Origin of the sequence: Bartonella sp. TT110JLCBS, assembly GCF_042193405.1 — a bacterium.
Classification (GTDB): Bacteria; Pseudomonadota; Alphaproteobacteria; order Rhizobiales; family Rhizobiaceae; genus Bartonella.
Map to the genome: position 1 here is coordinate 33,568 of NZ_JBHILT010000011.1, position 23,269 is coordinate 56,836.

General features: G+C 37.4%; 22 protein-coding genes. 9 read left to right on the plus strand and 13 right to left on the minus strand.

Annotated features, from left to right (window positions below):
• Positions 1 to 2: 2 nt before the first annotated feature.
• The 7 genes from gltX to ACFILW_RS05895 all read left to right on the plus strand — a co-directional run bounded on the left by gltX (position 3) and on the right by ACFILW_RS05895 (position 7,997).
• Positions 3 to 1,433 (plus strand): glutamate--tRNA ligase, encoded by a 1,431-nt coding sequence (gene gltX, locus ACFILW_RS05865; RefSeq protein WP_375685337.1) that lies wholly within the window; start codon positions 3 to 5, stop codon positions 1,431 to 1,433.
• Positions 1,434 to 1,698: 265 nt separating this feature from the next.
• Entirely contained in the window at positions 1,699 to 2,994 is a 1,296-nt protein-coding gene (gene gltA / locus ACFILW_RS05870; RefSeq protein ID WP_375623630.1) for a citrate synthase, read from the plus strand.
• A 670-nt stretch (positions 2,995 to 3,664) separates the two neighbouring features.
• Positions 3,665 to 4,417 (plus strand): transporter substrate-binding domain-containing protein, encoded by a 753-nt coding sequence (locus ACFILW_RS05875; RefSeq protein ID WP_375623632.1) that lies wholly within the window; start codon positions 3,665 to 3,667, stop codon positions 4,415 to 4,417.
• Positions 4,418 to 4,885: 468 nt separating this feature from the next.
• Complete coding sequence (locus ACFILW_RS05880; protein ID WP_375685338.1) at positions 4,886 to 5,638, plus strand: transporter substrate-binding domain-containing protein; 753 nt, start codon at positions 4,886 to 4,888, stop codon at positions 5,636 to 5,638.
• Between the two features lie 79 nt (positions 5,639 to 5,717).
• On the plus strand, positions 5,718 to 6,440 hold the full coding sequence (locus ACFILW_RS05885) for an ABC transporter permease (RefSeq protein ID WP_375685339.1): 723 nt from the start codon (positions 5,718 to 5,720) through the stop codon (positions 6,438 to 6,440).
• Positions 6,437 to 7,144 carry an ABC transporter permease gene (locus tag ACFILW_RS05890; protein WP_375623638.1) on the plus strand — a complete coding sequence of 236 codons (708 nt, stop codon included), beginning with the start codon at positions 6,437 to 6,439 and terminating at the stop codon, positions 7,142 to 7,144. Before ACFILW_RS05885 ends, ACFILW_RS05890 begins: the two co-directional genes overlap by 4 nt.
• Positions 7,145 to 7,223: 79 nt before the next feature.
• Positions 7,224 to 7,997, plus strand: coding sequence for an amino acid ABC transporter ATP-binding protein (locus ACFILW_RS05895; protein WP_375623640.1), 774 nt, complete (start codon positions 7,224 to 7,226; stop codon positions 7,995 to 7,997).
• A gap of 20 nt (positions 7,998 to 8,017) precedes the next feature.
• On the opposite strand, the gene lpxB is transcribed toward ACFILW_RS05895, so the two are convergent.
• The 13 genes from lpxB to ACFILW_RS05960 form a co-directional block, all read right to left on the minus strand.
• Positions 8,018 to 9,214, minus strand: coding sequence for a lipid-A-disaccharide synthase (lpxB, locus tag ACFILW_RS05900; protein ID WP_375623642.1), 1,197 nt, complete (start codon positions 9,212 to 9,214; stop codon positions 8,018 to 8,020).
• Positions 9,207 to 10,079: an LpxI family protein gene (locus ACFILW_RS05905; RefSeq protein ID WP_375685340.1), complete on the minus strand. Its 873-nt coding sequence runs from the start codon at positions 10,077 to 10,079 to the stop codon at positions 9,207 to 9,209. Before ACFILW_RS05905 ends, lpxB begins: the two co-directional genes overlap by 8 nt.
• A 2-nt stretch (positions 10,080 to 10,081) precedes the next feature.
• A complete protein-coding gene (lpxA, locus tag ACFILW_RS05910; RefSeq protein ID WP_375623646.1) occupies positions 10,082 to 10,906 on the minus strand; it encodes an acyl-ACP--UDP-N-acetylglucosamine O-acyltransferase in 825 nt (274 codons plus the stop codon).
• 24 nt (positions 10,907 to 10,930) lie between these two features.
• A complete protein-coding gene (fabZ, locus tag ACFILW_RS05915; RefSeq protein WP_375623648.1) occupies positions 10,931 to 11,398 on the minus strand; it encodes a 3-hydroxyacyl-ACP dehydratase FabZ in 468 nt (155 codons plus the stop codon).
• A 1-nt stretch (position 11,399) separates the two neighbouring features.
• A complete protein-coding gene (lpxD, locus tag ACFILW_RS05920; RefSeq protein WP_375623650.1) occupies positions 11,400 to 12,446 on the minus strand; it encodes a UDP-3-O-(3-hydroxymyristoyl)glucosamine N-acyltransferase in 1,047 nt (348 codons plus the stop codon).
• 65 nt (positions 12,447 to 12,511) lie between these two features.
• Positions 12,512 to 14,908 carry an outer membrane protein assembly factor BamA gene (gene bamA, locus ACFILW_RS05925; RefSeq protein ID WP_375623652.1) on the minus strand — a complete coding sequence of 799 codons (2,397 nt, stop codon included), beginning with the start codon at positions 14,906 to 14,908 and terminating at the stop codon, positions 12,512 to 12,514.
• Positions 14,909 to 15,111: 203 nt separating this feature from the next.
• Positions 15,112 to 16,260 (minus strand): RIP metalloprotease, encoded by a 1,149-nt coding sequence (locus ACFILW_RS05930; RefSeq protein WP_375623654.1) that lies wholly within the window; start codon positions 16,258 to 16,260, stop codon positions 15,112 to 15,114.
• 15 nt (positions 16,261 to 16,275) lie between these two features.
• Entirely contained in the window at positions 16,276 to 17,091 is an 816-nt protein-coding gene (locus ACFILW_RS05935) for a phosphatidate cytidylyltransferase (RefSeq protein WP_375623656.1), read from the minus strand.
• A gap of 725 nt (positions 17,092 to 17,816) precedes the next feature.
• The gene (gene frr, locus ACFILW_RS05940; protein WP_273790667.1) at positions 17,817 to 18,377 is read right to left on the minus strand and encodes a ribosome recycling factor; all 561 of its coding nucleotides are present in this window, start codon (positions 18,375 to 18,377) and stop codon (positions 17,817 to 17,819) included.
• 37 nt (positions 18,378 to 18,414) lie between these two features.
• Entirely contained in the window at positions 18,415 to 19,134 is a 720-nt protein-coding gene (gene pyrH / locus ACFILW_RS05945) for a UMP kinase (RefSeq protein WP_273790666.1), read from the minus strand.
• A 157-nt stretch (positions 19,135 to 19,291) separates the two neighbouring features.
• Positions 19,292 to 20,215 carry a translation elongation factor Ts gene (gene tsf, locus ACFILW_RS05950; RefSeq protein WP_375685341.1) on the minus strand — a complete coding sequence of 308 codons (924 nt, stop codon included), beginning with the start codon at positions 20,213 to 20,215 and terminating at the stop codon, positions 19,292 to 19,294.
• Positions 20,216 to 20,317: 102 nt separating this feature from the next.
• Positions 20,318 to 21,097, minus strand: a complete 780-nt coding sequence (gene rpsB / locus ACFILW_RS05955; RefSeq protein ID WP_273788135.1) for a 30S ribosomal protein S2 — start codon at positions 21,095 to 21,097, stop codon at positions 20,318 to 20,320.
• A gap of 167 nt (positions 21,098 to 21,264) precedes the next feature.
• On the minus strand, positions 21,265 to 22,101 hold the full coding sequence (locus ACFILW_RS05960) for a cell envelope integrity EipB family protein (protein ID WP_375623661.1): 837 nt from the start codon (positions 22,099 to 22,101) through the stop codon (positions 21,265 to 21,267).
• A gap of 145 nt (positions 22,102 to 22,246) precedes the next feature.
• Here ACFILW_RS05960 and ACFILW_RS05965 point away from each other — a divergent pair, with 145 nt between their 5' ends.
• Positions 22,247 to 22,708: a RidA family protein gene (locus ACFILW_RS05965; protein WP_375607219.1), complete on the plus strand. Its 462-nt coding sequence runs from the start codon at positions 22,247 to 22,249 to the stop codon at positions 22,706 to 22,708.
• Positions 22,709 to 22,842: 134 nt separating this feature from the next.
• On the plus strand, positions 22,843 to 23,265 hold the full coding sequence (locus tag ACFILW_RS05970) for an HIT family protein (protein WP_375623663.1): 423 nt from the start codon (positions 22,843 to 22,845) through the stop codon (positions 23,263 to 23,265).
• Positions 23,266 to 23,269: the final 4 nt, after the last annotated feature.

Below are 23,269 nucleotides of genomic sequence, written 5' to 3' on the forward strand. Positions count from 1 at the left end.
TCGTGTCTGTTATTACTCGTTTTGCCCCTTCACCCACTGGCTTCCTTCATATTGGTGGTGCTCGTACTGCTCTTTTTAATTGGCTTTATGCAAAACATACCGGTGGAAAAATGCTTTTACGAATTGAAGATACAGACCGAGAGCGTTCAACAGAAGCAGCTGTAAAAGCCATTATAGATGGCTTGCACTGGATGGGTCTTAGTTATGATGGCGCCCCTATTTCGCAATTCGAACGTGCAGAACGTCACCGCCAAATCGCTGAACAGTTGGTCAAGAATGGTAAAGCATATTATTGTTATGCTTCACCTGAGGAGTTAGCTGAAATGCGTGAAAAAGCCCGTGCAGAAGGGCGCCCACCACGTTATGATGGACGTTGGCGCGACCGTGATAGTTCTGAAGCTCCTAAAGGTGTTAAGCCTGTTATTCGCATCAAAGCCCCTCAAGATGGAGAAACGATCGTACATGACCGTGTTCAAGGTGATGTTCGTTTCCCTAATAAAGATCTCGATGACTTCATTATTTTGCGTTCTGATGGTTCACCTACCTATATGCATGCCGTTGTCGTTGATGATCATGATATGGGGATCACACATATCATACGTGGTGACGATCATCTTACCAACGCAGCCCGACAAACGATTATCTTTAAAGCAATGGGATGGGACATTCCTGTTATGGCACATATCCCTCTTATCCATGGTGAAAGCGGCGCAAAATTATCAAAGCGGCATGGTGCGCTGGGTGTGGATGCCTACCGAACTATGGGATATCTGCCTGGTGCTCTGCGCAATTACCTTGTCCGTTTAGGTTGGAGTCATGGTGATGATGAACTTATGTCACTCGAAGATATGATTTCTTGGTTTGATATTGAGGATATTAACAAAGGTGCTGCTCGTTTTGATCTCAAAAAGCTCGATTCCATCAACGGACACTATATGCGCATGAGCAATGATCAAGAACTTTTTGATAACGCTCTCGATATCCTACCAGAAACCGATAGGGGGACACAAATCATTGAAAGACTTGATGAAAAACGCCGTGTTCAATTTTTAAAAGCAATTCCACATTTAAAAGAACGTTCAAAAACACTGTGTGAACTAATTGACAATGCCGCCTTCATTTTTACGCAACGCCCCTTACAGCTTGATGAAAAAGCAAAAATGCTCTTAGATAAAAATGGACGAACCATTTTAAACGATCTTTATCTTGCCCTGAAAGATTGCTCTTCTTGGGATACGAACGTTCTAGATGAAATTCTTCGCTCTTATGTACAAACACAGAATCTCAAATTTGGATCTATCGCCCAACCACTTCGCGCAGCTCTTACAGGATGTGCAACATCGCCAGGTGTTTTGGATATTCTTGTTTTATTAGGACGCGATGAATCCCTTTATCGCATCAAGGACCAACTTATCACAACAATATGCTCATAATGGGTACTGAATATATCTCCTCAAATGAGCCTCTATACAGATATCTCAACACGATCTAAAAGAGTTTTTTATGTTACATCATTGAAATACATTTCCTATTGAGTAATAATGATCAATAAGGAAATATTTTTAGATTGCATGTACTCACTTTTAGAGGCAATCTACCCTTAATATAAGTAAGAAAAGCTTCAGTTATTGTATATCTCCTACTCTGATGAAGCAGAGTCTTAATTTTTAGAAGCGAAGGATCTGAAAGGAATACCGAATGTCTGAGAATAGCGCACATATTATTGTGAATGATAAAAAAGTAGAACTTCCCCTGCGTAAAGGCACAAGTGGACCCGAAGTCATCGAAATTGCTTCTCTCTACAAAAAAACTGGTATTTTTACTTATGATCCGGGGTTTACTTCAACAGCTTCTTGTGAATCAAAAATTACTTATATTGATGGTGATAAAGGTATATTGCTTTATCGTGGTTATCCTATCGACCAATTGGCTGAAAAAGGAGATTTTCTCGAAAGTTGTTATCTTCTCCTTTATGGTGAACTCCCAACACAGCAAGAAAAAAATGACTTTGATCGATGTATTATGCAGCATACCATGGTCCACGAACAGTTTTCACGTTTTTTTCACGGCTTCCGTCGTGACTCTCATCCTATGGCTGTTATGGTTGCCTGCCTTGGCGCTATGTCTGCGTTCTATCACGACTCTATTGATATTACAGATCCTCACCAGAGAATGATTGCTTCTGTACGTCTTATCTCAAAAGTTCCAACGCTTGCTGCTATGGCCTATAAATACAGTATCGGACAAGCCTTTGTTTATCCACGCAATGATCTTAGTTATGCTGCAAATTTCCTCCATATGTGCTTTGCTGTTCCTTGTGAAGAATATAAAATAAACCCAGTGCTTGCCCGGGCGATGGATCAAATCTTTATCCTTCATGCAGATCATGAACAAAATGCTTCTACATCTACAGTGCGTCTTGCTGGATCCTCGGGTGCTAATCCGTTTGCCTGTATTGCAGCAGGTGTTGCATGCCTTTGGGGACCAGCACATGGTGGTGCCAATGAAGCATGTCTAAAAATGCTCCAAGAAATAGGTTCTATTAAAAGAATTCCTGAATTTATTGCACGTGCAAAAGATAAAAATGATCCTTTCCGCCTCATGGGCTTTGGGCACCGTGTCTATAAAAATTATGATCCACGTGCAAAAATCATGCAAAAAACTTGTCATGAAGTTTTAAAAGAACTCAACATTCAAGATGACCCGCTTCTTGATATTGCAATAGAACTTGAAAAAATCGCTTTAAATGATGAATATTTTATCGAAAAAAAGCTTTATCCCAATGTTGATTTCTATTCCGGCATTACATTAAAAGCTCTAGGTTTTCCAACTGAAATGTTTACTGTCCTTTTTGCATTGGCACGCAGTGTCGGGTGGGTGGCGCAATGGAAAGAAATGATTGAAGACCCTGAACAAAAAATTGGTCGTCCTCGACAACTCTACACAGGCTATGCCATGCGTAACTATGTTCCTATAGATGAACGTGCAAATTAAAAAAAGAAATCAATAAAGCTTCATTTACTGAAGCTTTATTGAGAATAATCAAAAAACATCCTTTAAGAATTTTTATAAAATGTGATTCTAAAACTCTATAAAAATTTACTAAAAAATTCTAAGTTTTAGCTCTGTAAAGAAATTGAGAATTTTACCTTATAATTCTCATTATCTTTAATGGAAATGTATCCCCTATCATTCCCTCATGTTTAAAAGCCTTATTACATATTAAAATCTAGCAAAGCCAGAATTTTTCTTTTTATCTTCTCCAGATAAAATTGCAAAAAGCTTACATTAAGTGCTTCTCTAAGATGCCAAAACTTCTTATCCCTCTTCAAATAGATTCGAATAAAAATACTTTACATTTTGTCATGTTAAGAGCTAAAATTTTCTTTGTATTTAAGTTAATAGGTTTTCTTTTAAAGACAAATTATTGATTTTTAAGTAAAATCATTAAAAATCATCATACAATCAATAAGAGGTGACCTTCTTTCCTGTATTTTTTATTCCCATACTTAATAAAAAGAAATTATTTTTTTGACAATGATATTCAGCATAATGATATCAAAATGAACACAGATAAATTTTTTACATTGCTCCAAAAGAGCTTACAGATTATAAAAATTCATGATGGTTTCATATTTGCCAGCTTATCCAATAGGAGAACATAATGAAATTATTAGCAGGAGCTCTTATAATAAGCGCGACACTATTTACCCTATCGGCCAATTCTCAAACGCTGAAAATTGCAAGCGATGCTTCTTATCCGCCATTTAGTTATATTGACTCAAATAATGAACTTCAAGGGTTTGATATTGATATATCTTATGCTCTTTGTAAAAAAATGAATGTTGAATGTACTATTGTCACACAAGACTTCGAGGGGATGATTCCCGGTCTTCTTGCCAAAAAATACGATGCTATTGTTTCTTCCCTTTCTCCTACAAAAGAGCGCTTACAAAAAATTGATTTTACAGATCCTTACTACAACACAGCACTCGCTGTTATCGTTACCAAAAATTCGGAAATTAAAGAAATCTCAACACAAGCCTTTAGAGGTAAAAACCTTGGTGTACAATCAAATACAACACAAGCTGCATACGCAGAAGATCATTATGCCTCTGAAGGAGTTAATATCAAACTTTATCCTACAGCAACAGAAGTTAATCGTGATCTTTTAAGCCATCGGCTTGATATCATCATCTTTGATAAATTAAAAGCATTAAATTGGCTTGAAAATGAAGGAAAAGACTGCTGTCTCCTCTTGGGAACTCTAGAAGAAACAAATTTTCCTATTGCAATTGCACTCCGTCAAAATAATAATGATCTTAAAAACAGTTTTAATAAAGCAATAGAAGAAATCCGCGCCGATGGAACCTATGAGAAAATTATGAGAAAATATTTTACTTTCGATATCAATTAGATAGCACTATGAATTAAAACTCAATCTGTATATTTAAGGAGTATTTTTTAAATCTTTATTGGACATGCAGATATAATTAGAAATTCGGCTTTTTTATAAGAAAATTTACATTTATCAAAATAACTTTTAATTGCTCCTTGAGAGCTAAACATTTTATAGAATCTAATGACAACAATAAGGTTGTATTTTTATCGTATCAAAATCTAATTTTTTCTTTATGTCCAAATTTAATAGCCTTATTTTCAAGAAAAATCCGCAGTTTTGACTCATGAAATGATTCAAATCAAACATTTCGTGAAAATTAAGCTATCATACAAGCAATAAGATATTTATTCTTTTTTTATCAATAATGTCCAACATAATGATCTAAAATAAACATCAATAAATTTTTGAATTGCTCCCAAAAAGCTTACAGATTATAAAAACATAATGATTTCATATTGCCCGCTTATCCAATAGGAGAACATCATGAAACTATTAGCTGGAGCTCTTATAATAAGCGCTGCACTATTCACCCAATTGGCTGATGCGAAAACATTAAAAATTGCGAGTGAAGGCACCTATCCTCCCTTCAGTTATATTGACTCAAATAACAAACTGCAAGGATTTGATATTGATATATCTTACGCACTTTGTAAAAAAATGAATATTGAATGTACTATTGTCACACAAGACTTCGAGGGAATGATCCCTGGACTTATTGCAAAAAAATATGATGCTATCATTGCTTCCCTCTCTCTCACACAAGATCGCTTACAAAAAATTGACTTCACAGATCCTTACTACGATACAGCACTGGCTGTTATTGTTACCAAAGCTTCGGGAATTAAAGAAATCTCGACAAAAGATTTTAGAGGTAAAAATCTTGGTGTGCAATCCAATACAACACAAGCTTTCTATGCAGAAGATCATTATGCCTCTGAAGAGGTGAAAATAAAACTCTATCCTTCCACAATCGAAGTTAATCGTGATCTTTTAAATCATCGACTTGATGTGATTATTGTTGATAAATTACAAGCATTAAATTGGCTTAAAAATGAAGGAAAAGATTGCTGTTTCCTCCTAGGAACTCTAGATGAAACAAGATTTCCTGTTGCAATTGCAGTCCGTCAAAATAATAATGATCTTAAAAATAAGCTCAATGAGGCGCTAAAAGAAATTCGTTTGGATGGAACTTATGAGAAAATTATGAGAAAATATTTTACAAGTGATGTTTATTAAATATCAATATGATATTTAAATGAAACCCGTTGGTTATTGCTAAAAAATATTATCTAACTCTTTCATGAGGAACACAAGAATGATTGAAAATTTAGCATTGCTATCATTTAGCAATGGGGGATGGGGAGCTGTTATACTTTCCAGTGCAGGAATGACATTGTCATTGGCGTTATGTTGTGGCCTTCTAGGATTTCCTCTAGGACTTCTCAATGCAGTAATGATTCGATCCAATATTAAGATAGCTAAAGCTCTAGCACGTCTCTTTTCAACGGTGTTTCGTGGATTACCAGAGCTTTTAACTCTGTTTTTAGTTTACTACGGATTACAAAGCCTTATTCAAAATTTATTTGACTATTTTAATTTTGAAATCATGTTCAGTATCAATGCTTTTGTTGCTGGTGTTCTTGCTCTTAGTATGGTTCTTGCAGCTTTTTCTTGTGAAGTTTGGCTTGGAGCATTTAATATTTTTGATAAAGGTCAATACGAAGCGGCTAAAGCTTTAGGCCTTTCACGAACAACCACATTTTTTCGTATTGTCTTTCCTCAGCTCATCCGAAATGCCTTACCAGGACTTTCTAATAATTGGCTTACTTTACTGAAAGATACATCCCTTGTTTCTACCATCGCGCTTGTTGACCTCATGCGACAAACGAATTTAGCTGTCGCTGCTACCAATAAACCCATGCTATTTTATTTCGTAGCATGCTTACTCTATTTGTTATTTTCAGCGGTTTTTACTGCAATCTTACGCCATTTGGAAACATACACTCAAATAGGCTATCAAAAGGTGCTAGGTCAATGATTCCTGAGTGGCTTTATTTCCTTTTTAATCCTGATCTTTTAAGCCGTTATGGAGCAAAATTTATTGATGGCTTTATTGTTACTGTTGAGCTTGTTTCTATTTCTTGTTCTCTTGGTTTTTTCCTTGGTATGCTTATCGCTTTTGCGCGTTTATCAAAGAATACGTTTTTACAATATTTTGCAAATGCTTATGTTTATTTTTTTCGCGGCTCTCCTTTGTTAGCCCAACTCTTCCTTTTTTATTATGGGCTTGGTTCAATGAACAGTTTTTGGCAACAGGTGGGGCTATGGTGGTTTTTTCAAAACGCGTGGTATTGTTGTCTTTTTATTTTTACACTCAATTCTGCGGCCTATCAATCTGAGATCTTTAAAGGAAGTTTTCTATCCGTAACAACTGGACAACGTGAAGCATCAAAAGCTTTAGGTTTAAGTAATTCTGTCACATTTTTCAGAGTTATTCTTCCACAAGCAATGATTGTAGCATTACGCCCCCTAGGAAATGAGTTGATTTTAATGATTAAATCTAGTGCTGTTGCCTCACTTATTACTGTTTATGATTTAATGGGGATTGCTAAACTCACTTATTCACGGACATTCGATTTTCAAGTTTACGTTTGGGCTGCTCTTATCTATCTCTTTATCGTTGAACTCATTCATCGTTTTATTATTTTTATCGAACAGCGCCTCACTCGATATTTACGCTAAATAAAATGATCATAAAAAACTTTACCAAACAAAAATGTTGAATTAATCAAGTTCTTCATCAATGAAAGAATAAAATAAGATGAATTTGAAAAATAATAAATCGATCTCTCCCAGTAAAAAACCAGTGATCTCTATTCGAAACCTCAATAAATGGTATGGAAACTTTCAGGTCCTACATGATATCAACCTTAATGTTCAAACTGGTGAACATATCGTTATTTGTGGACCTTCCGGATCAGGAAAATCAACATTAATTCGTTGTATTAATCAATTAGAACAAGCACAAAAAGGTTCAATCTGTATCCATAACGTTGATATCCATACTGCTCCTGTACAACAGCAAAAAAATGTTCTTCGTAAGATAGGAATGGTCTTTCAGAATTTTAATTTATTTCCCCACATGAGCGTTATACAAAATTGTATTTTAGCACCTATGACAGTTCAAGGGCTGTCCAAACAACAAGCACAAGAACGGGCAATTCGTTACTTAACGCATGTTGGTATTGAAAAACACTGTGAAAAATATCCTTTACAACTTTCTGGTGGGCAACAACAACGTGTTGCGATTGCCCGTGCACTTTGTATGGAACCTGAAGTCATGCTTTTTGATGAACCAACCTCTGCTCTTGATCCAGAAAGTGTGGGAGAAGTTTTGGACGTGATGGCTCGATTGGCAGATACAGGAATTACAATGCTTTGTGTTACCCATGAAATGGGCTTCGCACGTAAAGTCTCAGAAAGAATACTCTTTCTAGAAAATGGAAAAATTGTTGAAGATACAGAATCTGAACAATTTTTTACCAATCCTAAAAGCCAACGTGCTTGTGATTTTCTTGCTAAAATTAAATATTAATCATTAACATATTGCTTTATTTATACAATTTTATTCCTATTTTTTAAAAGAGTAATAATTGTTTGTGCACCAACAACCCCCGATGGTACTTCAGTTTTCATTTTCTGTTCTACCATCTCAAAGGAATCAAGTTGAGCCTGTCGCAATAAAGGATTAGCCAAAAGTTGTTCTACTTGTCTTGCTAACATGCCAGGACGGATTAATTCATTCAAATATTCCGAAACAATAGGCTTATCAGCAATAATGTTTGGAAGAGCAGCACTCCATAACATCATTTTAGGAAAAATAAATAATTTAGAAAAGCGATCAAGTTTATAGCAAAGAACCATAGGAATTTTTGCTAAGGCTAATTCAAGTGAAACAGTTCCATGTGCAGCAAGAGCAACATCTGCTTGTGCAAAAGCACGCCATTTTTCATCTTCACCAACGACAATTTCTATCTTGCTTTTCCAGCATTGCACAAAGTCACGGATTCTATCTACCAAATGAGGTAGGGTTGGTAAAATAATACGTAAATGAGGAATACGTTGTACAAGAATCTCTACTGTTTCTCGAAAAATAGGCATTAAAGAATGAATTTCTGAATTGCGTGATCCTGGCAAAATAACCAATGTAGGTGATAATGTTTGTGTATCAATCAAATTTCTTTGTTCTAATTGGTGTTTTTTTTCTGACTGAACGCTCAAAAGGGGAGGATATGTCAAAAGACGATGTCCAACATAGGTCGTGGCAGGACCTCCCAAATCTTGCATAATCTTTTCTTCAAAAGGAAAAACCGCTAAAATATGATCAACAAATCCACACATAGCTTTTGCACGCTCTGGTCTCCATGCCCAAACGGTTGGTGCAATATATTTAATGATAGGAATAGAAGGTGCTAAAGCACGTACTTTTTTTGCAACACGATGCGTGAAATCAGGACTATCAATAATAATTAAACAATCAGGTTGTTCTTGTGCAATAAATTTGGATAAATTGCGAATATGTAGCAATAACAATGGTAGTTTTTTCAATACTTCCTTTAAACCTATTAAAGCAATATCATGGGAATCAAAAAAGCTTTTTAAACCTAATGCCTTTAAATGCCTCCCCCCAACACCAATCAAATGAATATTGCATCCTATCTGTTGTGATAAACAAGAAATTAAATCGGCCCCAAGTAAATCACCAGATTCTTCACCTGAAACCACTGCAATCTTTAAGAAACAATTATTCATGACCAAACTTTTCAAATGTCTCTATAAATAGAGAATATTTGTTGGCTTTTTCTATTGTTGTTTTCACCGATAATATTAGACTTCTATTTGCCTCCACCGCAACACCAGATAAACCACTCTTTGCAATATTCATTATTGTCGCGGGCCCAATTGATGGCAAATCAACGCGATTATCCTGTTGTGGTTTTGCACATTTTACAAGAACGCCACCTTTAGAGGGAATTTGCCCTCTTTCTCGCATTTCACAAACACGCCACAACATATTATCAGTTCCCTCAGCGCCCTCCAGAGCAACTACCCTTCCTTGGACAACAACAACGGCTTGCCCAATATCCAATTGCCCTAAAAGCTTTGCTGCTTTTGCTGCTAAAAAAATATCTTTTTTCTCTTTTGAAGTAGCACGCCGTACTGTTAAATTAAATTCTATGGGAGCTAAAAGATCTGGTACTATTTCGTGAGCACCAACAACACAAAAACCGTGCGCTTCAATAATCCGTATAAAAGCTTTTAATAACGCATCATCTCCCCTCCTCAAAGCTCCAATTAACTTAGGAAGAGCTAAAAATGTTGTCCAGTCCAGTCGCAATTGTTTAAGAAGTGGACGCTTTTTCACACCACCTGCCAAAACAACATTATATACACCAGCCTCTTTTAAAATTTTAACGAGTCGTGCTAACTCTACAATTGATAGCTCGCAATGCTCATAGCGATAAAGAACAGAATCTGCCTCACCATGTAACAGCACAAGAAAAGGATTTTCTCCATTCTTCTCAAGAGTCTGCGCAACAGTAATCGGTAGAACACCATTTCCTGCTATAATAGCAGTACGGCCGGAAAGAAAACTTCTGGCTCCCCGAATAGGCATTTTTAATCCTTATATTCTTTTATTCTATCGCCTTCAAATTTTGGTGTACAATAAAAACGCTTTCCTTCTTCTTTAATAAAATTAACAACTTCAGAAACAGACTGAGAAGAAGAATAGAAAGAAGCAACATCACTGACACGCTCTTTAAATGGTTTGCTATGATCAAAAAGCATCGCAACCGCATGACGGAGTGCATGAATATCTTGACGCTCAAGTCCTGCACGCTTCATGCCAATAATATTGAGGCCGGCAAGTTTTGCCTGCACACCAACAGCTGTTCCATAAGGTATCAGATCACCAACCAGCGCAGATACGCCGCCGATAAATGCATGATGTCCAACACGAACAAATTGATGAACAGCAGCACCACCACCAATAATAACATAATCACCAACAGTAACATGACCAGCAATCATTGCGTTATTGGCAAATGTTACATGATTGCCTACATAACAATCGTGAGCGATATGCGCATAACAAAAAAATTGGCAATTATCACCAACAACTGTCATTCCTACACTCGAATCGGAACCCCTATGCATTGTTACACCTTCACGAATCGTACAATTCTTACCAATAAAAAGAGTTGTAGCCCCTCCTTTATGTTTATTATTTTGCGGATCTGCCCCCAAAACAGCATGAGAAAATACTTTACTCTTGGCTCCTAACGTTGTCTTTCCCATTATTACAACATGACTTGTCAAACTACATTCATCACCAATAACAGCCTCTGAACTAATATGGCAAAATGGTCCAACGCGTACATTCTCACCAAGCTGCGCTCCCTTCTCCACAAGAGCAGTTGGATGGATTTTCGTACCGGACATTTTTTAATTCCCATCAAATATCGTTTATGCTTCTTCGACAATCATCGCAGCAATTTCTGCTTCAGCGACGCGAACATCTTCTACTTTTGCAACACATGAAAAACGTCTCATACCAGATCTTTTTTTCAAAAGCTGAACATGGATCTTTAGCTGATCACCAGGTATAACCGGCTTACGAAATTTCGCATTATCAACCGTCATAAGGTAAACTAAATTTGTTTGCTTATTGCCTAAATTTAAAAGTGCTATTGCTCCTGCCGTTTGTGCCATAGCTTCTAAAATCAAAACTCCAGGCATAACAGGCTTTGCGGGAAAATGTCCCGTAAAATGTGGCTCATTAATCGTTATATTTTTAATACCAACCGCTTCTTGTTCACCATCAATATCAACGATACGATCAATCAATAAAAATGGATAACGGTGCGGTAATATTGATAATAGCTTTTCAATATCGACAGCCTCTAAGTTTTTAGTTTTTTCACTGCTGATCATATCAGCGTTTCTCCTTTTTAACTTTTCCCATACTGCGCAACGCCGCTACTTCACGAAACCATTGTTTAAATGGTCGCGCTGGACTACCTCCCCATTTTTCGCCATCCGGAATGTCATTCATAACACCACTACGAGCAGCAATCTGAACAGATTTACCTATTATGATGTGATCCGCTACTCCCACACTTCCGCCAAGCTGAGACATATCCCCTATAGATGTACTTCCCGCAATGCCACATTGAGCGGCAATAAGACAATAGCGTCCAATTTTGACATTGTGGGCAATTTGTACAAGATTATCAATCTTGCTTCCTTCACCAATAACAGTATCTTGAAATGTCCCACGATCAATTGTCGTGTTCGCACCAACTTCTACACCATCCTCAATAATAACACGACCAAGCTGTGGAATTTTCTCGATTCCAGCCCCGCCTCCAACATAACCAAAACCATCTTGCCCAATGCAAACGCCAGGATAAAGCTGAACCTTATCACCTATTATAGAACACTGAACTGTGACCTTAGGAGCAATATAGCAGTCTCGCCCAATACGGCAATTTTCACCGATAACAGCTGTGGATGAAATAAGAGTTCCTGCACCAATCTCAACATTTTTACCAATAACAGCTCCCGCTTCAATACACACATCATCTGCCAACTTAGCCGTTGGATGAATATGCGCATGCGATGAAATCCCCTTCTGCCCCAACCAAGGCATTGGCTTGACAGAATCCGGAAACAAAATACGACCAATCTGAGCAAAGTCACGCTGTGGTGTGGATGTCACCAAAATTGCCATAGTTTCGGGAACTTTAAAAACAATCTCATTCGTACAAAAAACAGCAACAGCAGAACTGTCCAGTAAAGCATCAGAAAACTTCCGATGCTCTACAAAAACAAGAGAACCTTCCACAGCACTCTCAAGTGAAGAAAGAGTATTGATAACTTTATGAGAAAACTCTGGATTAAGAAGCTTTGCACCCGTCAACTCAGCAGCATTTGCAACTGTCAATCGTCGGGACGGCGTAAAAAAAAATGTATCCGCCATCAAAACACTTTCTCTCCCAGCTTAAGCTATTCTCTTCAAGTTTTTCCTTCTTAAAATCGCTCAAATCAGAACTTCGTAGAAATACCAAAATTCAATTGTTGCAAACGATCACCTTCCTGCTTCGTTATTGGCCAAGCATAATCAAAACGCAAAGGACCAAACGGAGAATCCCACATCAAACTCACACCTGCAGATGAACGCCAAGCACTTTTGGTATTAGTAACAGACGGTTCACCCTTAAAAACGGCTTTATAATTATTGCCATAAAGCGTAGCAATATCCGCAAATAAAGCACCGCGCAACCCGAACCCTTCAGGCACAACAGGGATAGGAAACTGGACTTCAGCAGTCGCATTCATATATGTCGTTCCCCCCAAGAAATAAACCTCACCCTTACTGGAAACCTGACGTGGACCTATTCCATTATATTTGAACCCTCGAATCATATCAGAATTTACTTTAAACATATCGAAAATACGAACACCATCTCGGCCCATTCCGTGGATATAACCACCCCCAAAGGAAAGCAAACCAACGATATCCTTCTGATCAGAAAGAGTCTTGTACATCATCGCCTTACCCGTGGTCTTTAAGAACTTTGCACTCCCACCAAGCCCTGCATATTCCTGAAGAAGATGCACGTACCATCCATCATGAGGAGATCTCATATCATCAATCGTATTATAGGTGAAACCATAACTAATTGATGAACGTTTCCAAGGGCTGTGTTTTGCAGCTTGAACAATCGCACCAGAATATTTCCCATATAATTCTATTATGTCACTCTCTTTGTCAAAATCATACTCTCCGCCAAAATCATATTCTTCCTGCACATAAGAATAAGCTACATTAGCAGATAATTGATTATTAATAGGTAACGAAAACCGCAGCGATCCACCTGTCTGCCGTACATCATAGGCTTTATCAGCACGATAAGTACTACGAAAAACATCAACGCCAGCAGATAAACGATACCCTAAGAAATAAGGATCAACAAATGATAAATTATAATTACGAGATTTTTCTTGCCCCGCACCTAATCCTAAACGAACATATTGACCACGTCCCCCAAGATTACGTTCAGTAACAGAAACTTCAAGTGACATACCAGGACTTGTTCCCCCTGTTGTATACCCTCCAGAAAGAGAGAGATCTCCTGTTGAAGCTTCAACGACATCTATTACCAAAACAACTTGGTCAGATTGATCTGTAGGAACCATTGAAATATTAACGGCTTTGAAGAAACCTAAACTTTCTAGACGACGTTTTGCCCGCTGTAATAAAGTTTGATTGTAAGCATCTCCTTCGTTTAAATCAATCTCACGGCGAATGACGTAATCACGCGTTTTCTCATTGCCACGTATATCAATACGTTGAATATAAGCACGTGTACCTTGTTCAATATTATATAAAATTGAAATTGTATGATTTGCTAAATTACGATTTCCCCGCGGTTCAACTTTAGCAAAAGCATATCCCGAATCAGCAACTTTGTTATTAATAGTTGCAACAGACTGTTCAATATCCTCTGCACTATAAACATTACCTGGCTGGGTTTTAAGCACCCTTTTTACAGATTGAACATCAATTCCATCAACATCACTTTCAACCTGAATATCGCTAATTTTATAGAGCGCACCCTCATCAAGAACGAAAGAAATTTTATACGTATTGCTTGCCGCATCAAAAGTTGCTTTAGAAGAGACTACACGAAAATCTGCATAACCACGGTTATAATAAAAGCGACGTAAAGCTTCTTCATCAACAGCGAGGCGCTCTTCACTATAAACATCACCTCCCAACAACTTCGAAAAAATTCCTGAAGTTTTTGTTGAAATCACATCACGCAAACGGCGACTTCCAAAGACATTATTTCCCTTAAAAGTGATATCACCAATCTTTGTTTTTTTCCCTTCAACAACATTAAATACCACATTAACCCGCCCTTTTCCGAGGTTAATCGTTTGAACATTAACAGTGATATTATTACGACCAAGAGTTTTATAAGCTTCACGAATTGTATTTATATCAGCAGAAAGCTTAGCAGAATTAAAAGGCTCATTCGGTTTTAAAGAAATAAACCGCTTAAGATCTGGGTCTTTAAAAGATTTATTTCCTTGAAACAATATTTGATTGACAACCTCGTATTCTTTTACGAATACAACCAATTTATCACCCACCGGATTTATTTTAACATCATAAAATAAACCCAATTCGAAAAGGTTCTTCACAGCACTATCAACATCACCACTGGAAACACCTTGCCCAACCTTAATCCCCATATTGTCTCGAATCGCCTGAGAACTTACAAACTTATTCCCACGAACTTCAATAGATCGGACTACAGACGCTTGTATTTCTCCGACCGCAGCAAGTGACATAAAAACCGTTGCTGGGGCAAGCAACCCCATCTTTAACACCAATACAGATGCTGCATTTAAAAACTTTGAATTCGTAGTCATTGGCTTTTTTACCTTACTCTTGTTCCTTGGACATGATGCCTTAAAAAGCTAACTGCCATAACAACCTTTTTACAGCGAGACTTTTTATTCCTTAATTACTCATTATAATGTACAACGCCACAACATTTTGTAGACATGGTAAACAACCTTCAATTTATTTTTGCTATTATTACTCAATTTATAAAGCGTTTTCCATAATTTAATTAGCTAAACCAACAAAAATAATCATTAAAAAAGACAAAGATCATAAAAAGGAGAAGAATGGAAAAACCTAAACGAAAAATGATTCCCTGAATTTTAGCAGATATTTGCCTCCCAGTAATGACTTCAATGACATGCAATAAAAGATGCCCACCATCAAGCGGTAGAATCGGAAAAAGATTAATAAGCCCAACACTTATTGAAAGAAAAGCTGCCAAGTTCAACAAAGAGATAAAACCTGTCTCGCTCACTTTCCAAGCAATTTTAACGGTTTTAGAAGGTCCACTTAGTCGACAATGATCCTCTTTTCCTCCTATTAAACGACTCATAAAAAGAACGGTTTGAGTGGCGATAAACACAGTACGGTCTGACGCTTCTCTTATAGCTGTTACAAAACCATAGCGAATATGTTTTATATAAGTTGGATCTAAACGTGCAGGATTATTTAAATCAACAGGAACGCCTACACCTATCATAGCACTTCGGGTTCGATTACCAAATCCATCATCTCGCTCAACGACTTTCGGGGTAATCATTGTTGTAAAGACTCGCCCCATGCGCTCTATTTTAAACTCTATGGGTTCTCTTCCGTGAAAAGTCACATAGTTCATCAAATCTTCAAAACTTTCAACCCGTCGTCCATCCATTTCAACAAAACGATCACCTAATTCCAAACCAGATTGAAGAGCAGGGCTATCTTTTACCAAAGAACCAACAACGGGCTCAATGGCTACACGACCATAGATAAAGAAAAAAAATGTTAGAATAACAACAGTAAAAAGGGCATTGAAAAGGGGACCAGCAAAAACAGTTGCTGCTTTTTTCCAAGCATGCGCACTCGCAAATGAACCATCAACAATCAGAGATGATTGGGATGATACCGTATCGATTTTCTCCTCATCCCCAACAAATTTTACATAACCTCCTAAGGGGATAAGTGCTAAACGCCACTTCGTGCCACGCTTATCTGTATAACTCGCTATCTCTGGTCCAAATCCAAGCGAAAAAACTAACGCCTTAATACCACACCACCGACCAATGAGATAATGCCCAAATTCGTGCACAAAAATGATAATCATAATGATGAAAAGAATACTCAAACTTCTTAAAAGAAAATCACCCATAGTGACGATATGATTTAAAAGTTCCAAACTATCTTCTCCCAATTAGATCATACTAAAAAGATTAAAAGGCGCATCCATATCAGACATAAATGAACCAATTAAATAAAGAAGAAAAGCCGCCCCTACCAATCCGTCTATACGATCCATAAAACCACCATGTCCAGGCAATAAAGAGCTAGAATCTTTAACAGAAAACCGTCTTTTGAGCCATGATTGCCCTAAATCACTCAATTGTGAAACAATTGATAAAACAAGTGTAAGGAGCGGCACAAAAAAACTTGCTAAATTTATATCAAAAAATCCAAAAGCAACCCATATACCACCGAAAACTCCGACAAATGTACCACCAAGTGCTCCTGACCATGTTTTATTAGGAGAAAATTGTGGTGCTAATTTAGGCCCCCCTAATGCACGTCCGATAAAATAACCACCAATATCTGTTCCCCACACTATCGTAAATAAGAAAATAACAACTTGGAACCCCAACATTTCATGATCCCGCAGAAAGCATAAAGCAACAACAGGAAAAGATGCATATAAAAAACCACAAAAAACCCAACCACTCTTCTTTATAGATATGATAGCCAACACCGTAGCCAAAACGATTAAAACACAAAAAATTAATGAAGCAGATACACTCAACACTAAAAAAAAGCCAAAGATCAAATAAAAAATACTTGCTAATATTTTTTGTAAAACACACCATTTTTCTTTAGTAATACTCATCCACTCATAAAGAACAAAACCGCCAATACACCATACAAATAAAAAAAAGAAGTTTCCTCCCAACCATGTTAGATACAACGCAATAACGCCAAAAACAAAAGCTGTCAGAATACGATAAACCAAATTAGACAAAACAACATCCAAACAATAAAAATAGAAAATACAAGCTCTAAAAATTAACGCAAGAAAAACTCTCCTACGCAGTATTTTTATATCATACCTGTATAATTTCTCTTATAATTTATCATAAATAATTCAGTCTACTAAGATAGCGCTTATGAAACTAATAATCAATGAAAACAGCTTCAAAAATCTCTGTCAAGATTAATCCTAAAATATTTTTTAATATTTTCTCAAATATAAAATGAAAAAGCAGCCACCTATGCCCCATACAAATTAACTAATACAGGTTTCGTATAAAAACACTTTTCTATCAACTATTTGTCATTAAAAAACAAATTACGCCACACAACATCTGCTTGATCGATTATACCCACATGTTTTATAATGAGAAATATTAGGCGTATTTTTTTGCGTTATATTCTTTCCGCAACCTTTATCTTAGAATCTTTGAATAATTTCTAATAATACTTTATATTATGCAGTTTAACAAAGACGAACTCAACTAAAAGCCCACACTATGCTGTTAAATAGTGTCCTTCAGCAAAGGGCATAATTTATCACGCAGATAAAAAAATAAAAACATCTGCACTTTCAAATCAATCTCTCCCATATCAAAATGATAAAACACCTTCCTGCATCACACCTTGCTATCACAGAGCACCCCCTCCTATTATCCCTAGAAATAATTTACAGGCTGGGAGTATAATATCCTTTTTTCTAGCGACAAAACCGTCTTAAACGTGCATAATTTCAGATTCTTTTACGGCTAAAATTTTATCAATATCAGCAATAGTTTCATCCGTGAGTTTTTGAACTTTTTCAGACAAACTATGGGCTTCATCTTGTCCAATTTCACCATCTTTTTCTAACTTTTTCAAATTGTCCAGACCATCCCGACGAACATGACGTGTAGCAACACGCGCTTGCTCTGCATAGTGATGCGCAATTTTTACAAGTTCTTTACGGCGCTCTTCATTCAATTCAGGCAAAGGAATACGTAGATTCGTACCATCAGTTATGGGATTTAAACCAAGACCAGAATCGCGAATAGCGCGCTCTACAGCTCCGACCATCGTTTTATCCCATACAGAAACAGAAAGCATCCGAGGTTCAGGAACAGAAATATTAGCAACCTGATTTATATGCACAACAGAACCATAAGATTCAACGGTCAACGGCTCTAATAAACTGGCCGATGCACGTCCAGTCCGTAAACCACCTAATTCATGTTTAAAAGCCGTAATGGCACCATCCATGCGACGTTTCAGATCATCCATAATCGATGTAACATTCATATTTCTGTCTCCTTCAATTGTCCTTTGAAGCTTACCCTTATTCCGATACTATTGTAAAGCGTCCTGTTCCATTCAAGACCTTAGCCAAACCGCCTTTTTCATGAATGGAGTACACAATAATCGGTACATTGTTCTCACGTGCTAAAGTGACCGCCGTTGAATCCATAACAGATAATCCCCATTGCAAAACTTCAACATGTGTTAATTGGTCAAAACGCTTAGCCGTAGGGTCTATTTTTGGATCTGCTGAATAAATACCATCAACTTGTGTTCCTTTAAGAAGGACATCTGCACCAATTTCTGCTGCACGTAAAGTAGCAGCAGAATCAGTGGTAAAAAATGGATTTCCTGTACCACCTGCAAAAATAACAACTTTTCCCTGATTCATATAAGCTATTGCTTTACGTTGCGAGAAACTTTCACAAATTTGTGGCATAGCAATCGCAGAGAGTACAACAGTTTCAACCCCTAATTTTGTCAAAGATGTTCGCAATGCTAAAGAGTTAATAGCAGTTGCAAGCATTCCCATATGATCACCTGTCACTCGGTCCCCACCATGCGAAGCAACAGCAACGCCACGAAAAATATTTCCCCCACCGATAACAACAGCAACTTCTATCCCCATTGTGCGCACTTCTGCAATATCAGCGGCAATACGGTCTACAACAGAAACATCAATGCCAAAATTCTGCCCTCCCATAAGAGCTTCACCAGAAGCCTTTAAAAGAATACGTTTATACGGAAGTGCTAATGCCATTAATAATCTCCCCAAAAGCCCATTTACTTTTTGCTTTTGACATCACGAAGGGCACCACTTTTTTCACGTGACGCCCTCTCAACAATTACATTATTCCCCTCAGAGATTCTACAACCAATGATATGACTTTAAATCTCTGATCAAGAGTTTGCAATAACTAGCCTTTTACAGCAGCAGCAACCTCTGCAGCAAAATCAGACTCCTCTTTTTCCACACCTTCACCTAATGCAAAACGAATAAAGCCTGTAATTTTTGCTGGAGCACCAATTGATTTCTCAGCATCCTTTAAAGCGGCCTCAATAGTTATATCAGGATTCATAACAAAAGCTTGAGAAAGCAAAACAACCTCTTCAAAAAACTTACGCATACGTCCTTCTACCATTTTTTCAATGATATTTTCAGGTTTTCCAGACTGACGCGCTTGATCTGAAAAAATTGCTTTTTCTCGCTCAACAGCAGCAGCATCAACATCTTGTGCTGTAAGTGCTAATGGATTGGTTGCCGCAATATGCATCGCGACCTGCCGACCAAAAGCAAGAGCAGCCTCTTTATTTCCTGTTGTTTCAATCGCAACCAAAACACCAAGTTTTCCAAGCCCATCAGCCACACTATTGTGTATATAAGTCGCAACAACACCATTCTCAACAGACAATTTAGCGGAACGACGAAAAGTCATATTTTCGCCAATTGTACCAATTGCATCTTTAATTGTAAGCTCTACAGTCTTCTCAGAGCCTGGATAAAGAGAAACAGAAACAGATTCAACATCCCCTGGCGTATCTAAGGCAGCAGTTGCTACTTTACGCACAATGTCTTGGAATCCATCATTGCGTGCAACAAAATCTGTTTCAGAATTAATCTCAATCAAAACTGCATGTGAACCTTTTGATACGACTCCGATTAATCCCTCAGCTGCTGTACGACCAGCCTTTTTATCTGCTTTAGCTATTCCTTTTTTACGAAGCCAATCAACAGCAGCTTCCATATCTCCATTGGTCTCTGCTAGAGCGGCTTTACAGTCCATCATGCCAGCGCCAGATAGTTCTCGAAGTTCTTTTACTTGTGCAGCAGTAATGCTCATATTTGCCTCTTTATTTTGTAACAGTGAAAGCGTGCAAAATCCCTCTGCACGCCTATAACTTCTTCTTTAGACAATAAAAGTACCTTAATTAGGCATTTTATATTATTCAGAAACTTCTGAAACTGCATTTTCTTCCAAAATAGGTTCCACAGGTGCATCAACTTGAGCTCCTAAATCGATACCCATTGCTCCTTGCTGGCGTGCAATACCATCAAGAGCAGCACGGGCAAAAAGATCGCAATAAAGAGAAATTGCACGTGAAGCATCGTCGTTCCCTGGTATTGGATGTGTTACGTCATCAGGATCACAATTGGTATCAATAATAGCAATCACTGGAATACCTAAACGTTTTGCTTCTTGGAGTGCAATATTTTCTTTATTCGTATCGATAACAAAGATAAGATCTGGAACAGAACCCATATCTTTAATACCACCAAGCGCACGATTAAGCTTTTCACGATCACGTTCAAGATTTAAACGTTCCTTTTTGGTAAAGCCTTGCGCTTCAGCAGCAAGAATTTTATCAAGCTTCCGCAAACGATGGATCGAATTGGAAATCGTTTTCCAGTTTGTGAGCATACCGCCAAGCCAACGTGCATTAACGTAATATTGGGCGGAACGATTCGCCGCATCTGCGATAATGTCAGATGCTTGCCGTTTCGTACCAACAAAGAGAATACGACCACCACGCGCTACAGTATCTGAAACAAGTTTAAGCGCTTGGTGTAAAAGCGGAACGGTCTGAGCAAGGTCAATAATATGGATATTATTACGCTGACCATAAATATAGGGAGTCATTTTGGGATTCCAGCGATGAGTCTGGTGACCAAAATGCACACCGGCTTCTAAAAGCTGGTGCATAGTAAAATCGGGTAGTGCCATAAATATTATCCTTTCCGGTTCAACCTCCGCGGAAAAAGCAGGAAGACCTGCTACCGGCGGATGCTTGCTAGAATTTTCTCACAGATCATTTGCAAACACCCAGACTCCGCGTGTGGAATAGCGCAAACATACTAATATTTGATTCTTTTTCAAGTTATTTTCTTTAATCATTTAATATTTGCATTTTCACATTGATTAAGATCTTTTCCAAGTTCCAAGAATTCGAGACTGTTCAATTTTGCACGCACTGAAAAAGTTCCATAATCTATATGAAGATCACGCATGACACCATTCTCATGTAAGAGAAAACTGCTACGATAAACCGGCAAACCATCTTTATTTTCTCCATCATCAAAATAAGAAATTGTAACAGGCCAATACTCTTCTTCATCCAATTTTCTTACTTTTTCCGTTTCGCTATCAGATAAAAGCGTCTTCTTTTCCCCTATGACGATACTTTCTTTTATAACTTTATCTGCTTTATTTGTCCCATCAAATACAGTAACATTGTAAAAATGATCTCCTGCTTTTGCATGGCGGATAATATTTTTTAGTTGCATCATTGGAAATTCAGCCATGGCAAGCTTATACTCTTTTTCCTTTGGCTTTTTTAAGGTAACTGTAATACCATCTTGCGTACGCTCCGCAACCCCCTCGGCACGATGCACAACCTCTTCTCCCTCTTGATCTGTAATATTAAAACGAAATGTACGGCTATCTCCTGTTTCATAACTCGTCGTCTGTTGATCCGTCAAACGTACTGGCATATCTTCAATGTGAACACGGCTAATGAAACGAAAACGTGTGCTATAGCCTTGGCATGCCGAACCAGTAAGCTCGTAAACCATTCGCCCTGACATCGCAGAAATTGTCATTTCATGAGAAACGCTATCGAGATGAAAATCATAAATTGCTCGATGAGGCACAATAAAAATGGGCTCTTCAGCTCTCGCAGTACATAAAAAAACACTATATAAAATTATTATAAATAATGATCTAATCATTCCCAACTTCCGAACTTTATCCCCGTTGCATAACATCATACAATAAGGCAAAAAAGGCTAATTTCTCAATTAACCACACATTTTCTTAAATAAAAAAATAGATTATGCAATGAATATATTATAGAGCAGCTATGGAGTTAACATTATGACCAATATGATTGAAAAAAACTTAGAAAAATTCGGAATCACTCTTCCTGAAGTAATCTCCCCCCTTGCCAATTACATCACCACTTCACAAAGTGGCAATCAACTCTTTATTTCTGGACAACTCCCTCTTATTAATGGAAAACCAATAGCCATTGGTAAAGTTGGTGCAACTGTGAATACCGAACAAGCCCAAAAAGCATCCGAAGCTTGCGCTCTCAATATTCTCGCGCAACTCAAGGCAACTCTGGGTGACTTAAATAAAATAAAACGTGTGGTCAAAATTACTGTTTTTGTGGCTGTAGATTCTCATTTTACCGATATTCCTTTTGTTGCTAATGGAGCTTCTAATTTATTCGTCAATATCCTTGGTGAAATTGGAAAACACGCCCGTTCTGCTATTGGTGTTGCTTCTCTTCCTATGGATGTTCCTGTAGAAGTTGAAGCCATCATAGAAATTTAAACCTTCATTAAGACAGTGCACCATTCTAAATATAACTGAAGTCAAAATACTTCTTTGTCTTACATTCTGATAAACCTTGCATTCTTTCGTTTTTAAATTAGAATCTTAAACTTACAATAAAAGGAAATATTTGTATGAAACAAGCTTATGACAATAACAATATTTTTGCTAAATTGATTCGCAATGAAATCCCTTCTATTCGTGTCTACGAAGATGACGATGTTATTGGATTTATGGATATCATGCCACAAGCACCAGGTCATACGCTGGTCATTCCTAAAAAAGGCTCTAGAAACTTACTTGATGCAGATCCTGAAACATTATTTCCTGTTATTAAAGCTGTTCAAAAAATTGCAAATGCTGTCAAAAAAGCCTTTCAAGCAGATGGCATAACTGTCATGCAATTTAATGAAGCAGCTAGTCAACAAACCGTCTATCACCTCCATTTTCATATTATACCACGTATGGAGGGAATAGAGCTTACCCCTCATAATGATATGATAACGCCTTCAGAAATACTTGAAGAGAATGCAAAAAAAATTCGTGCAGCTTTATAACACA

Bases quoted from the DNA above. Each gene is read 5' to 3' on its own strand.
- ACFILW_RS05965 (WP_375607219.1), top strand. From the start codon at position 22,247: ATGACCAATATGATTGAAAAAAACTTAGAAAAATTCGGAATCACTCTT.
- frr (WP_273790667.1), bottom strand. From the start codon at position 18,377: ATGAATGTTACATCGATTATGGATGATCTGAAACGTCGCATGGATGGT.
- pyrH (WP_273790666.1), bottom strand. From the start codon at position 19,134: ATGGCATTAGCACTTCCGTATAAACGTATTCTTTTAAAGGCTTCTGGT.
- gltA (WP_375623630.1), top strand. From the start codon at position 1,699: ATGTCTGAGAATAGCGCACATATTATTGTGAATGATAAAAAAGTAGAA.
- ACFILW_RS05875 (WP_375623632.1), top strand. From the start codon at position 3,665: ATGAAATTATTAGCAGGAGCTCTTATAATAAGCGCGACACTATTTACC.
- lpxB (WP_375623642.1), bottom strand. From the start codon at position 9,214: ATGAATAATTGTTTCTTAAAGATTGCAGTGGTTTCAGGTGAAGAATCT.
- ACFILW_RS05905 (WP_375685340.1), bottom strand. From the start codon at position 10,079: ATGCCTATTCGGGGAGCCAGAAGTTTTCTTTCCGGCCGTACTGCTATT.
- ACFILW_RS05895 (WP_375623640.1), top strand. From the start codon at position 7,224: ATGAATTTGAAAAATAATAAATCGATCTCTCCCAGTAAAAAACCAGTG.
- bamA (WP_375623652.1), bottom strand. From the start codon at position 14,908: ATGACTACGAATTCAAAGTTTTTAAATGCAGCATCTGTATTGGTGTTA.
- ACFILW_RS05960 (WP_375623661.1), bottom strand. From the start codon at position 22,101: ATGATTAGATCATTATTTATAATAATTTTATATAGTGTTTTTTTATGT.
- lpxD (WP_375623650.1), bottom strand. From the start codon at position 12,446: ATGGCGGATACATTTTTTTTTACGCCGTCCCGACGATTGACAGTTGCA.
- ACFILW_RS05885 (WP_375685339.1), top strand. From the start codon at position 5,718: ATGATTGAAAATTTAGCATTGCTATCATTTAGCAATGGGGGATGGGGA.
- tsf (WP_375685341.1), bottom strand. From the start codon at position 20,215: ATGAGCATTACTGCTGCACAAGTAAAAGAACTTCGAGAACTATCTGGC.
- rpsB (WP_273788135.1), bottom strand. From the start codon at position 21,097: ATGGCACTACCCGATTTTACTATGCACCAGCTTTTAGAAGCCGGTGTG.
- fabZ (WP_375623648.1), bottom strand. From the start codon at position 11,398: ATGATCAGCAGTGAAAAAACTAAAAACTTAGAGGCTGTCGATATTGAA.
- lpxA (WP_375623646.1), bottom strand. From the start codon at position 10,906: ATGTCCGGTACGAAAATCCATCCAACTGCTCTTGTGGAGAAGGGAGCG.
- ACFILW_RS05890 (WP_375623638.1), top strand. From the start codon at position 6,437: ATGATTCCTGAGTGGCTTTATTTCCTTTTTAATCCTGATCTTTTAAGC.
- ACFILW_RS05970 (WP_375623663.1), top strand. From the start codon at position 22,843: ATGAAACAAGCTTATGACAATAACAATATTTTTGCTAAATTGATTCGC.
- ACFILW_RS05880 (WP_375685338.1), top strand. From the start codon at position 4,886: ATGAAACTATTAGCTGGAGCTCTTATAATAAGCGCTGCACTATTCACC.